Annotated in this window: 11 protein-coding genes; 8 read left to right on the forward strand and 3 right to left on the reverse strand. The window is 64.5% G+C overall.

The features are described 5' to 3' along the window. Nucleotides 1–4: 4 nt before the first annotated feature. A complete protein-coding gene (locus ACFC2Y_RS04990) occupies nucleotides 5–1,228 on the reverse strand; it encodes an acyl-CoA dehydrogenase family protein (protein ID WP_375174353.1) in 1,224 nt (407 codons plus the stop codon). A gap of 148 nt (nucleotides 1,229–1,376) precedes the next feature. On the opposite strand from ACFC2Y_RS04990, the gene ACFC2Y_RS04995 reads away from it, so the two are divergent. From ACFC2Y_RS04995 to ACFC2Y_RS05010, 4 genes are all read left to right on the forward strand, one after another. Further along, nucleotides 1,377–2,930, forward strand: a complete 1,554-nt coding sequence (locus tag ACFC2Y_RS04995) for a class I adenylate-forming enzyme family protein (RefSeq protein WP_375174352.1) — start codon at nucleotides 1,377–1,379, stop codon at nucleotides 2,928–2,930. 84 nt (nucleotides 2,931–3,014) lie between these two features. Continuing rightward, nucleotides 3,015–3,785, forward strand: a complete 771-nt coding sequence (locus tag ACFC2Y_RS05000) for an SDR family NAD(P)-dependent oxidoreductase (protein WP_375174351.1) — start codon at nucleotides 3,015–3,017, stop codon at nucleotides 3,783–3,785. Further along, complete coding sequence (locus ACFC2Y_RS05005; protein ID WP_375174350.1) at nucleotides 3,782–5,461, forward strand: long-chain-fatty-acid--CoA ligase; 1,680 nt, start codon at nucleotides 3,782–3,784, stop codon at nucleotides 5,459–5,461. The genes ACFC2Y_RS05000 and ACFC2Y_RS05005 overlap by 4 nt, the downstream gene beginning before the upstream one ends. A 48-nt stretch (nucleotides 5,462–5,509) precedes the next feature. Next, nucleotides 5,510–6,331, forward strand: a complete 822-nt coding sequence (locus ACFC2Y_RS05010) for an IclR family transcriptional regulator (protein WP_375174349.1) — start codon at nucleotides 5,510–5,512, stop codon at nucleotides 6,329–6,331. 83 nt (nucleotides 6,332–6,414) lie between these two features. Here ACFC2Y_RS05010 and ACFC2Y_RS05015 read toward each other — a convergent pair whose 3' ends face one another. Next, nucleotides 6,415–7,380: an NADPH:quinone oxidoreductase family protein gene (locus tag ACFC2Y_RS05015; RefSeq protein ID WP_375174348.1), complete on the reverse strand. Its 966-nt coding sequence runs from the start codon at nucleotides 7,378–7,380 to the stop codon at nucleotides 6,415–6,417. Nucleotides 7,381–7,624: 244 nt separating this feature from the next. On the opposite strand from ACFC2Y_RS05015, the gene ACFC2Y_RS05020 reads away from it, so the two are divergent. Then, on the forward strand, nucleotides 7,625–9,268 hold the full coding sequence (locus ACFC2Y_RS05020) for a long-chain fatty acid--CoA ligase (protein ID WP_375174347.1): 1,644 nt from the start codon (nucleotides 7,625–7,627) through the stop codon (nucleotides 9,266–9,268). A gap of 89 nt (nucleotides 9,269–9,357) precedes the next feature. Here the strand turns inward: ACFC2Y_RS05020 and ACFC2Y_RS05025 are convergent, their stop codons facing one another. Next, nucleotides 9,358–9,825: a MarR family winged helix-turn-helix transcriptional regulator gene (locus ACFC2Y_RS05025; protein WP_375174346.1), complete on the reverse strand. Its 468-nt coding sequence runs from the start codon at nucleotides 9,823–9,825 to the stop codon at nucleotides 9,358–9,360. A gap of 74 nt (nucleotides 9,826–9,899) precedes the next feature. Between ACFC2Y_RS05025 and ACFC2Y_RS05030 the strand changes: the two genes are divergently transcribed. The 3 genes from ACFC2Y_RS05030 (at nucleotide 9,900) to ACFC2Y_RS05040 (ending at nucleotide 12,502) form a co-directional block, all read left to right on the forward strand. Next, nucleotides 9,900–10,394 carry a PaaI family thioesterase gene (locus tag ACFC2Y_RS05030; protein WP_375174345.1) on the forward strand — a complete coding sequence of 165 codons (495 nt, stop codon included), beginning with the start codon at nucleotides 9,900–9,902 and terminating at the stop codon, nucleotides 10,392–10,394. Between the two features lie 3 nt (nucleotides 10,395–10,397). Next, nucleotides 10,398–11,564 carry an MFS transporter gene (locus ACFC2Y_RS05035; RefSeq protein ID WP_375174344.1) on the forward strand — a complete coding sequence of 389 codons (1,167 nt, stop codon included), beginning with the start codon at nucleotides 10,398–10,400 and terminating at the stop codon, nucleotides 11,562–11,564. A gap of 83 nt (nucleotides 11,565–11,647) precedes the next feature. Then, nucleotides 11,648–12,502: a DMT family transporter gene (locus tag ACFC2Y_RS05040; protein WP_375174343.1), complete on the forward strand. Its 855-nt coding sequence runs from the start codon at nucleotides 11,648–11,650 to the stop codon at nucleotides 12,500–12,502. The last annotated feature ends 84 nt before the right edge of the window (nucleotides 12,503–12,586 follow it).

The raw sequence follows: 12,586 nt of genomic DNA on the forward strand, positions 1-12,586 counted from the left end.
GGGATCAGTTCCGATACGGCTTGAGTTCGAGTTTGGCGACGGTTTCGCGGTGCACCTCGTCCGGGCCGTCGACCAGCCGCATGGTCCGCGCATTGGCGAAGGCCGAGGCCAGGGTAGTGTCCTGGCTGACACCGGCGCCGCCATGCACCTGAATGGCCCGGTCAACGACGCGCTGCACCATGTTGGCCGCCACGACCTTGATCATCGCGATCTCTTTCCGCGCCACCTTGTTGCCGACGGTGTCCATCATGTAGGCCGCGTGCAGAACCAGCAGGCGCGCCTGTTCGATCTCCATCCGGCTTTCCGCGATCCAGTGTTTGGTCACGCCCATGTCGGCGATACGCTTGCCGAAGGAGGTGCGCCCCATGGCGCGTTCGCACATCATCTCCAGCGCGCGTTCCGCCTGCCCGACGGAACGCATGGCGTGGTGGATGCGACCCGGTCCGAGGCGGCCCTGCGCGATTTCAAACCCGCGCCCTTCACCGAGCAGGATATTCGACGCCGGGACACGCACGTCCTTGTATTCGACCTCGGCATGGCCGTGCGGCGCGTGGTCATACCCGATGACGGAGAGCGGGCGGATCACCTTCACGCCGGGCGTGTCGAACGGCACGAGGATCATCGACTGCTGACGGTAGGTTTCGGCTTGTGGGTCTGTCTTGCCCATGAGGATCGAGATCTTGCAGCGCGGGTCCATCGCACCCGAGGACCACCACTTGCGGCCGTTGATCACATAGTCGTCGCCATCCCGCACGATCCGCGTTTCAATGTTCGTCGCGTCGGAGGAGGCCACCGCCGGTTCGGTCATCGCGAAGCAGGAGCGGATTTCGCCGTCCAGCAGCGGCTGCAGCCAGGTCTTCTTGTGCTCGTCCGTGCCGTACATGAAGATCGTTTCCATGTTGCCGGTGTCGGGGGCGGAACAGTTGAACGGCTCCGACCCGATGGAGGAGCGGCCCATGATTTCGCACATGGTGCCGTATTCGACGTTGGTCAGGCCCGCGCCCTTGTAGCCGCCCGCCTCATGGGTGAGGAACATGTTCCAGAGCTCGGTCTCGCGGCCCTTTGCCTTGAGCTCTTCCATGATCGGGACCGGTTGCCAGCGATCGCCCTCCGCCACCTGTTCCGAATAGGTCTTTTCGGCCGGATAGACGTGGTCGTCCATGAACTTCAGAAGCGTCTCGCGCATCTTCTTAGCGCGGTCCGATATCGGGAAATGATCGTAGAGCATCGGGTCCTCCTCCTCGTTGGCGCAAAGGAACACCGCTTTCGCGGGCCTGTCAACCAGCGGAAAACTTTTCCGGCACGCGGAATATTGACCTCCCCTTCCCGCGCAGTAATGTAGCGCCTCATTCGGACTCGGGGAGGAGGAGAGCGCGATGACGACCAGCGGCGTGACAGGTGTGGACAGGTTGAAGCCCAAGATCATCGAGGGCGAGGAACTGGTCCGCTTCGGCCCCCGGATGAAGGAAAACGCAGAGAAATTCGGCGACAAGCCCTGTGTGATCGACGAGGTCGAAACCCTCACCTGGGCCGAGTTCGGGGACCTCGTCGCGCGGGTCGCCGGGCGGCTTCAGAGCATGGGAATCGGCCCCGGGCATATGGTGGCCTCGCTGGCCGAAAACTCTGCCATGAATGTGGTGATGTACGCCGGCGTATTGTACGCAGGCGCCTGCATGGTGCCGCTGCCCTTCTCCGCCACCGAAGAGGCCCTTATCAAGGAACGCGCCGATTGCGGGGCCTCGCTGCTTTTCACCACCGCGCAATACCACGACATGGCTGAAAGGTTGGGCGCGGACACCCTGGTTGATTTGGCCGATCTGCGCGACTGGATCGGCGATGCCCCGGCGATCGACCCGGTTGCGGTCACCGACGAAGACCTCTTCGACATGATCTATTCCAGCGGCACGACCGGCACGCCCAAGGGGATCGTGCATGATCACCTGTTCCGCTCGCGCCAGTTCTCGCGCACCTCCTCCTACGGGTTGGAAGAAGACGGCGTGTTGATGATGTCGACACCGCTTTATTCCAACACCACATTGGTCGCCGCCATCGCCTGCATGGTGCGGGGCGCGACCCTGGTGTCGATGAAGAAATTCAACACCATCGGCTTCCTTGAACTCAGCGAGAAACACCGGGCCACCCATGCGATGCTGGTGCCCGTTCAATACATGCGCCTGATGGACGAGCCGCGGTTCGACGAGTTCGACCTGAGCGCCTACCAGTGCAAGATGTCCACCTCCGCACCCCTGCCGGGCGTGGTAATCGAACAGTGCATGAAGCGCTGGCCGGGCAATATCATGGAATTCTACGGCATGACCGAGGGCGGGCCCGCCACGGTTCTGGACTGCGCCGCTCATCCCGACAAATGGGACACCGTCGGCCAGCCCCAGCCCGGCGCCGATATGCGTGTGATCGACGAGGACGGCAATGAACTGCCCTATGGGTCTTATGGCGAGGTCGTGGGCCGCTCCGGTTCCATGATGCCGGGGTATCACAACAATCCGGAGAAGACCCGGGAGGCGACCTGGGTCAGCCCGGAGGGCGAGCATTTCGTTCGCACCGGCGACATGGGCCGTTTCGACGAAGACGGCTTCCTGCACCTGCTGGACCGCAAGAAGGACATGATCATCTCCGGCGGGTTCAACATCTATGCCGCCGATCTTGAGGCGGTGCTGCGCAAGCATCCCAACGTCGCCGATGTGGCTGTCATTGCGATCCCCTCCCGCGACTGGGGGGAAACGCCGCTTGGCCTCGTGGTGCCTAAGGGCGCGGCCTCGGCAGAGGAGATCCGCGATTGGGCCAACGCACAGCTTGGCAAGACGCAGCGCCTGTCGGCGGTGGAGTTCCGCGAAGATCTCCCCCGGTCCGAGATCGGCAAGATCCTGAAACGGGAGCTGCGAGAGCCCTATTGGGAAGGCCAGACCGCATAAATCCGCATCGCGGAACCTAATTCCAAAAATATTGATCGGCACGGGGGACTGTGCCATCTTTTCCAACAACGGGGAGGAGACATCGTGAGATTTGAAGGCAAGGTCGCGATCGTGACCGGCGCAGGCAGCGGCATCGGCCGCGCCACCGCTCGTCGTTTTGCATCCGAAGGGGCGAAGGTCTGCCTCGTCGATGTCAATGAAGCCGGACTGGCCGAAAGCCTGCCCGAGGGCGATCACATGGTCATGTCCTGCGATGTCTCCGACGAAGCGCAGGTCGAGGCTGTCATCAAGGCGGTCATGGACAAATGGGGCCGCATCGACGCGGTGGCCAACAACGCCGGCGTCGCCTGCAACAAGGAACCGATCACCGAAAACCCGATGGAGGCCTGGACCAAGGTCCTGGGCGTCAATCTGATCGGCGTCGCCCATGTCATCAAACATGCCGGCAAGGTCATGTGCGATCAGGGCCAGGGCGCCATCGTCAATACCGCCTCCGTCGCCGGCATCCGGTCGGGCGCGGGCGGCAATGCTTATTCCGCCTCCAAGGCCGGGGTCATCAACCTGACCCAGACGGCCGCCTGCGATCTGGGCAGCTTCAACGTACGGGTCAACGCGGTCTGCCCCGGACTGATCGAAACCGGCATGACCAAACGCGTCTTCGACTATGCCCGCGACAAGGGTGTGGAGGAAAAGCTCGGCTCCCGCTGCGAATTGCGCCGCTATGGCCGACCGGAGGAAATCGCCGCCGCGATCTGCTTCCTCGCCTCTGACGATGCCTCCTACATCACCGGGCAGGCCCTGCCGGTGGATGGGGGCAACACGGCCTCGCTCAACCTGCCGGGCATGAAGGTATGACCGACCTGCATTTCAAGAGCTGGCCCGAAGGCCTGCCGCACCGGATCGACGTTCCGCCGCACTCCGTGGCGCAGAACCTGATCGACACGGCGACGCGCCTGCCGGACAAGGTTGCGATCCATTACTACGGCACGCAGATCACCTATGGCCAGCTTCTGGATCAGGTCGAGCGTATTGCAGGATGGCTGCAAACAAGGGGATTGAAACGCGGGGATCGCGTTCTTCTGTATTTACAGAATTCCCCGCAATGGATCATCGGATACTATGCCATCCTGCGCGCCGACGCCGCCGTGATCCCGGTCAACCCGATGAATCGTCACGCGGAACTGGAACACCTGGCGCGCGATACCGGGGCCCGGCTCGCCATCTGCGGCTCGGAACTGGTCGACCATATCCAGCCGCTGGTCGCCTCTGGCGACCTCGACCACGTCCTGGCCGCCGCCTATGCCGACATGGCCGACCCCGACAGCGACATCCGCCTGCCGGAGGCGCTGGCCGCCCTGACCGACACCGACGCATCCGGCCCCGGGGTGACCCGCTGGCGCGACGCCATCGCCGATGACATCGCCCCCCGCCCGCATGAGGCCGGGCCGGATGACCTCGCGGTGATCCCCTATTCCTCCGGCACCACGGGCAACCCCAAGGGCTGCGTGCACCGCCACCGCTCCGTGCAGGCGACGGTCCATGCCTATTACCACTGGACCCCGTTCACCGAGGATGTGACCCTGCTGGCCGTGCTGCCCTATTTCCACGTCACCGGCATGCAGAATTCGATGAACGCGCCGATCCTCGCCGGATCGACCCTGGTCCTGATGACCAGATGGGACCGCGACCTCGCCGCGGATCTGATCGCCCGCTACAGGGTCACCATGTTCCGCTCGATCACCACCATGATGATCGACGTGCTGAACGCCCCGAACTTCGCCGATTACGACCTCTCGACCCTGACCTCCATCGGCGGCGGCGGCGCAGCCATGCCCGCCGCGGTCGCCGCCCGGCTGAAGGAGGCCACGGGCCTCGACTTCATCGAAGGTTACGGCCTGTCTGAAACCATCGCCGCCACCCATATCAACCCGCCCCAGGCGCCCCGGATGCAATGCCTGGGCATTCCCCTCTTCGATGTGGACGCCCGAATCCTCGACGTCGACACCGACGCACAGCTTGGTCCCGACCAGCCCGGCGAGATCGTGATGAACGCCCCGCAGGTCTTTGACGGCTACTGGCAGAACGAAGAGGCGACCGCCGCCGCCTTCACCCAGATCGACGGCAAGCCTTTCTTTCGCACCGGCGACATCGGCTATTACGACAAGGACGGCTTCTTCTACATGACCGACCGGGTCAAACGGATGATCAACGCCTCCGGCTTCAAGGTCTGGCCCGCGGAGGTCGAGGCGCTGATGCATCACCACCCCGACATCGCCGAGGCCTGCGTCATCGGCGCGCCGGACCCGAGACGGGGCGAAACGGTCAAGGCCTATGTCGTCCCACGCCGCAATGCACAAAATCTGACGGAAACCGGCGTCATCCAGTGGTGTCATGACAACATGGCAGCATATAAATGCCCCAGACACATCGTATTTGTCGACACGCTGCCCAAGACAGGGTCAGGCAAGGTACAGTGGCGCGAACTTGCCGAAGCCGAAACGCAGAACGCGACAGGCCGGACAGGAACATAGAGAGGAAGCAACCTGGCCCACCCAGGGCCGGGAGGCGGAGGAACAGACATGCGGAAAAGAGCCACCGACATGACCCCGGAGGGCGGAGACCGCCCCGATGGTGACCGGCAATTCGTCACGGCGCTGCATCGCGGCCTGGAAATCCTGCGCGCCTTCCGCCCGGCCGACAAGGCGGGCCTGGGCAATTCCGAACTGGCCGAACGCACCGGCCTGCCGAATTCCACCGTCTCACGCCTGACCTTCACCCTGCTGAAGTCCGGCTACCTGGTCTATGACGACGGCACCGGACGCTACCGTATGGGCGTGCCGGTCCTGTCGCTTGGCTATGCCTGCCTCGCGGGCATGCAGGTCCGGGAAACCGCGCAGGTCTACATGCAGGAACTGGCCGACCGTGCCGGCGATGGTGTGCTTGTCGCCCTCGGCGGGCGCGATGACATGTCAATGACCTATATCGCGGCGGCCCGGTCCAAGGGTGTGATCTCGCTCCAGCTCTCCGTCGGCTCGCGCATCTCGCTCGCCCGTTCGGCCATCGGTCAGGCCTATATCGTCGGCACGAACGAGGCCGAACGCGCCGAAATCGTCGAACGCATCCGCACGCGTTATGAACCGGATCGCGTCAACGAGATCCTCGAAAGCCTGGAAGAGGCGCGCGAACAGGTGGCGGAGAAGGGTTTCTTCACCATGATCGGCGGCTGGCAGCGTGATGTGAACGCCGTGGCCGTACCGTACCGCAGCCAGCAGCCCGACACGCCGATGCTGGCCTTCAACCTCGGCGGCTACAGTTTCGCTCTGCCGCGCGAGCGGCTGGAGGGGGATCTCGGCCCGCAACTGGTCGAACTGGTCCGGATGGTGAACCGCGTCGGCTACTGACGCCCTGATCTTCACCTTCCCCAAAATACTCCCGCCGGAGGCATCCGACGGGAGCAATCATGTCCCACATCTGGCGGGGGCAGTTACGGCACCAGTGCGATCTTGCCGACCGCGCCGCGCCCCAGAACGCGCTTCAGAACCTCCGCCGCATCGGCCAAGGGATAGCGCCCTTCGATCAGCGGTTTGATCTTCCCGGCAGTGTACCAGCCGAAAAGCTCGTCCATATTGGCCAGATAGGCCTGCGGCTCCCGCCGGGTCCAGTTGCCCCAGAAGACGCCGACCACCGAATATTCCTTCACCAGGGTGAGGTTGACCGGCAGCTGCGGGATCTCGCCGCTGGCAAACCCGATGATCAGCAGCCGCCCGCCCGGCGCCATGAACCGCGAGGCTGCCTTGAAGGCATCGCCGCCCACGGAGTCATAGACCACATCCGCGCCCTTGCCCCCGGTCAGCGCCTTCACCTCGTCCTTGAGGTTGTCATAGCCGATGGCGTGATCCGCCCCCTGCTCCAGCGCGATCTTCTGCTTTTCTTCGGACGAACAGACCGCTATGACCTTGGCGCCCATCACCTTGCCGATCTGGATCGCCGCAGTGCCGGTGGCCCCGGCGGCACCAAAGATCACCAGCGTCTCGCCCGCTTGCAGGTTGGCGCGTTGTTTCAACGCGTGATGCGAGGTGCCCCAGGCGATGATCATGGCACAGGCATCCGCCGCATCCATTCCCTCGGGCAGGGCGAAACAGGTCTGTTCGCTTCCGACGGCCAGTTCGGCATACCCGGCGGAGCAATAGGTGACGACCCGATCGCCCGCCTTGAACCGCGTCACACCCTCGCCGACCGCGATGATCTCGCCCGCGACCTCGCTGCCGGGGGTGAAGGGGCGGTCCGGTTTGGACTGGTAAAGACCCTGAACAAGCAGCCCGTCGGGGTAGTTCACCCCCGATGCCTCGGTCCGGATCAGGACCTGGCCGGGGCCTGCGACAGGGTCAGCCACCTCGCCGTATTTCAGATCGTCCAGCGGCCCGAATTCCTCACAGATGATTGCTTTCATGTCATGCCTCCCAATGCGAATCCAGAGGGCCGAAACCGGCCCGTTTCCTGCCTTCCTTACTACCGGATTTCACGCTCTAGGCCATTGAAATCAGATGTTTTTGGCAGGTATTTGCCTTTATTCCGCAATGCGGGCGAGATTATTCCGCCAAGCGGATAAAACGCTACGTAGCCCTCGCGGAAGACCCTTCCACATGGCCCCGTGCAACGCTACAAACCCATAGATCAAAACGGGAGGAATTGCCATGAAAGGCATGATGATGCACCAGCCGCTGCTGGTGTCGGAAATTCTGGAATTCGGTGTCGGCGCCTATCCCCGTGCCGAAATCGTCTCCGTCCGGACAGAGGGCGACATTCATCGCGAAACCTATGTGGAATTCCGCGACCGGACTGTCCAGCTGGCCCACGCGCTGAAAAAGCACGGTGTCGAACTCGGCGATCGCGTCGCGACCCTGGCCTGGAACGGCTACCGCCACATGGAGCTCTACTACGGCATTTCGGGCATAGGCGGGATCTGCCACACGATCAACCCGCGCCTCTCGGCCGAGCAGTTCATCTACATCGTGAACCACGCCGAAGACAAACTGCTGTTCCTCGACACCACTTTCGTTCCGATCATCGAGGCGGTGAAGGATCACCTGCCCAAGGACCTGGTCTATGTCATCATGACCGACCGGGCGCATATGCCGGAAACCTCCTTTGACGCGCTCTGCTACGAAGAAATGCTGGAGGGCCAGCCGACCGAGATCGAATGGCCCGTCTTCGACGAAAACACCGCCTGCGGCCTGTGCTACACCTCCGGCACCACGGGCAACCCGAAGGGCGCGCTGTATTCGCACCGCTCCACCTATCTGCACGCGATGATGATCTCCGTGATGCAGACCACGACCTTCCAGGAAGGGGCCAGTGTCCTCCCGGTCGTGCCGCTGTTCCACGTCAACGCCTGGGGCCTGCCCTATTCCTCGCTGATCTCCGGCCTCAACATGGTGATGCCCGGACCGGCGATGGACGGCCCGTCGCTGTTCAAGCTGATGGATGAGGAAAAGGTCTTCTCCGCCTGGGGCGTACCGACGATCTGGCAGGGGCTCCTGGCCGAGATCAAGAAACAGGGCCGCAAGCCGGAGAACTTCGGCGATGTCGTCGTCGGCGGCTCCGCCGCGCCGCGCTCGATGATCGAAGCCTTCGAAAAGCTGGATGTGAGCGTCGGCCACGCCTGGGGCATGACCGAAATGTCGCCCGTCGGAACCCATGGCATCATGCCCAAGTGGATGGAGGAGGAATCCTTCGAAACCCGGATCGACTACAAGTCACTCCAGGGGCGGCGTTGCCTTGGCGTCGAACTGAAGCTGGTGGACGAGGACGGCAATCGCCTGCCCCATGACGGCAAGGCCGTTGGAGAGCTCTTCGTGCGCGGAAACACGGTCGTCTCCGGCTACTTCCGCAACGAGGAAGCCAGCGAGAAGGCGCTGGATGCGGACGGCTGGTTCGGCACCGGCGACGTCGCCTCCATCGACAAGGACGGTTTCCTGTCGATCCAGGACCGCGCGAAGGACCTGATCAAATCCGGCGGCGAATGGATCTCCTCCATCGACCTCGAAAACCTCGCCATGGCGCATCCCGCCATTGCCCAGGCTGCTGCCATCGGCGTCAAGCATCCCAGATGGGACGAACGCCCGATCCTCGTGGCCGTTGCCGCCGAAGGGGCCGAGAAGCCGTCGATCGAAGAAATGCGCGACCATCTGAGCAGCGAGTTTGCCAAATGGCAGCTGCCCGACGACATCGTCTGGGTCGATGCCATCCCGCTGACCGCGACGGGCAAGTTCTCCAAGCTGAACCTGCGCAAGGAACTGGCAGACTACGTTCACCCGGAGTTGCGCGAAACCGCGTGATCCATCGGAGCTGACACTCCGGCGAAGGGCGTCCCACGGGGCGCCCTTTTCCTTTGCCTGTGGGTTGATCCAGCGCCACTCCGCTTGGGTCAGCCCTCCTCCGTCTCCGCCACGGCAAGCTCGTTGATACCCGCCATCAGGGCCGAGATATCGGCGCCAAGCTTTTGCTGTTGCCGCTCGACGTCCTCCTGCGCGCGCTTCCAGTCCTCCGCCGCCGCGACCAGCCTTGTGTCGCCTTCTTCGGTCAGCGACAGGACCTTCTTGCGCCGGTCCTTCTCGTCCGGGGCAGAGGTCACCAGCCCCTCCCGCTCCAGCGGCATCAGCCCGCGCGACAGGGCGGATTGATCCATCTCCATCAGGTCGGCGATCTTCTGAACGGTCGGTTTGCGCAGGAACCGCACCCAGGCCAGTGTCGCGAGTTGCGAAATCGTCAGACCATGCCGCTCCAACGCCGCGTCATACAGCCGGATCATCCGCCGCGACGCTCGCCGCGTGGCCAGGCAGTAGCACGATCCTGACAGCAGATCCGCCAGCGCCGGGGTTTGTGCCGAGTTCATTTTCTTGACCTCCTTGCGAATCTCATGCATATGCATGTAATTATCTGCATATGCATTCATCCGAGGAGTACCCGATGTTCGACCCTGCGCCAATCCCCGAATACCACGTCGGCCTCGCCGCGATGTCCGAGGTGCTCAGCCGGACCGGCAAGGACCTGATGCAGGGCATCATCGACGAGGAAACCCCGGCCCCCAGCATGGCCCGCACCCTGACCCACTGGATCTACCATGTGGGCGACGGCGAGGTCGAATTCCGCGGCCAGCCTTCGGCCGATGTGCTCAACCCCGCCGGGCTGGTGCACGGGGGCTGGGCGATGACCCTGCTCGACAGCGCGCTCGGTTGCGCCGTCCACACCACTCTGGCCAAGGGAGAGATCTTTGTCTCCCTCGACACCTCGGTCCGCTTCATTCGCGCGATCACACCCGACACCGGGCAGGTGCGCTGCATCGGCCGGGTTCAGTCGCGCGGCAGCCGGATTGCCACCGCCGAGGGGGTGATCGAGGATCAGAAGGGCCGCGTCCTGGCAACCGGCACCACCTCCTGCTTCATCCAGAAGGCCGGGGGCTGACAGATGCGCTTCTTCGCCCTCATGCTGGCGCCCCTGGCCTTCACCACCGGCGCCTTCGTTTTTGCAGGCGTGCTGACCCCGATGGCCGAAGACCTGGGCACCAGCATCGGCGCGGCAGGTCAGCTGCAGTCGCTCTTCACCGTCACCTGTGCGATCTGCGGCCCGCTCCTGGCCCTGCTCACCGGGCGGTTCGACCGCAAGTCGCTGCTGCTGCTCACGCTGGCCTATCTCACTGTGATGAACGGCGTCTCCGCCCTGATGCCCGGCTTCGCAGGCCTCGCCGTCAGCCGCGCTTTGACCGGGGCCCTGGGGGCGCTGGCCCTGCCGCTGGCATCCGCTATGGCGATCGCGCTGGTCGGGCCGGAAAAACGCGCCCGGGCGCTTGCCGTGGTCTACGGCGGCGTCACTCTGGCGTTCCTGTCGGGCATCCCGCTCGGCTCCATCATTGGCGAGATCTACGGCTGGCGCGCCAGCTTCTGGCTGGCCTCCGGCCTCTGCGCCGCAGCCCTAGTGATGATCGGCGCCTTCGTGCCGCGGGTTCCGACGCCCCCCGCACCACCCAAGGGGGCCTTCAGGGCGGTGATGCGCTGGCCGACGACCGGTTACCTTCTGGTCACGCTCATCGCCTTCACCGCGATCTTCGTCGTCATGGGCTTTGTCCGCCCGGTCGTCTCCTCCCTCACCGGGTTCGACGGGCGGGGCGTGGGCATGGTCCAGATGGTCCCGGGGCTGGGCAGTTTCCTCGGCCTCATCATTGGCACGCGGCTGGTGGAATCCGGGGCGCGTGGTCCGCTGGTCTGGCTCTTCGCGGCCATCGCGACGGCGCAGGTGGTCTTTGCCACGGCCCTGATCGGCGGATGGTACGGCCAGCCCGGGCTCGCCGCTTCCGTCGTCGCCATCTTCATCGGCTCCGCCTCGCTTTTCGCCACAGCGCCGATCGTGCAGTCTCGACTGGCCGAAGCCGCAGGCCCCGCTGCCATGCTGGCCTTCGCCCTGAACGGGTCGATGGTCTACCTGGGCCAGGGCAGCGGTGTGATCCTGGGCGGCGCCGTCCTGTCGACCCTCGGTCTGGCCTACATCAGCACCGCCGGGATCGCCGTTGCCACGATCGGCCTCCTCCTCGCCCTCAGGCTCAAGGCGCAGCGCGACCTCCCGTTGCCTGCGCAATAGCCCGAGGGACCGAGACCGCCCCGCCGCCGGACATCGGCGGGGCGGTTGTTTGACAAGACTGCGGGAATGGGATCACTGGTCCCATGCGCGACATCTCCCTCCCCTACGCCCTGCTTGTCGTGGCCGCCATGGCCTGCATCGTCCTGGGTGACACCGGGGGCAAGACCATGACATCGCAGGGGATCAGCCCCTATTTCGCCGCCTGGGGCCGCTTTGCCCTGGCCGCCGTGGCCCTGGCCCCCTTTGCCGCGCTGACCCGCGCCGATCTGCCCGCGCTGCGGGACTGGCGCGTGCTGCTGCGTACGGGCCTGATCGTCGCCGGGATCTGCGCCATCCTGACCGCCCTGAAGACCGAGCCGATCGCGAACGTCTTCGGCGCCTTCTTCGTCGGGCCGGTCGTGGCCTATTTCGGCTCTGCCCTGCTGCTGCGCGAAAGGGTCACGCTGATCCGCGCGACGCTGCTGCTGATCGGCTTTGCCGGTGTGTTGCTGGTGGTGAAGCCCGGGTTCGGCATGTCCTTGGGCATGGCCATGGCCCTGCTGGCCGGGACATTCTACGGCAGCTATCTGGTGGCGACCCGGCTGATCGCCGGGGTCTACCGCCCGCGCCTGCTGCTCTTTTCGCAACTGGCCCTGGGGGCGCTGGTGCTGACGCCCCTTGCCGTCGTCACCTGGCCCGCGACCCTGCCCGCGGGCTTCGCCTGGGCCTTCCCGCTGTCGGCTTTCGGGTCGGCCCTGGGCAATTACTTACTGCTGATCGCCAGCCGCAGCCTGCCCGCCAATGTCGTCGCTCCGCTCGTCTATTCCCAGATCCTCTGGGCGATGCTTCTTGGGCTCGCCGTCTTTGGCGACTGGCCGGACGCGCTGGCGCTGATTGGGTTGGTGGTGATCCTCGCGTCGGGGCTGGCGGGGCTGCGCCTGGCGGGGATGGGGCGGTAGGTCGTCGCCCATGGGGCGGGGGTCGCCGGGCCGGTGCTATCGACCAAAAGAAAGGGGCCCTAACGGGGCCCCCTTCATATGTCA

Origin of the sequence: Pseudooceanicola sp. (assembly GCF_041987405.1) — a bacterium.
Taxonomy (GTDB): Bacteria; Pseudomonadota; Alphaproteobacteria; order Rhodobacterales; family Rhodobacteraceae; genus Pseudooceanicola.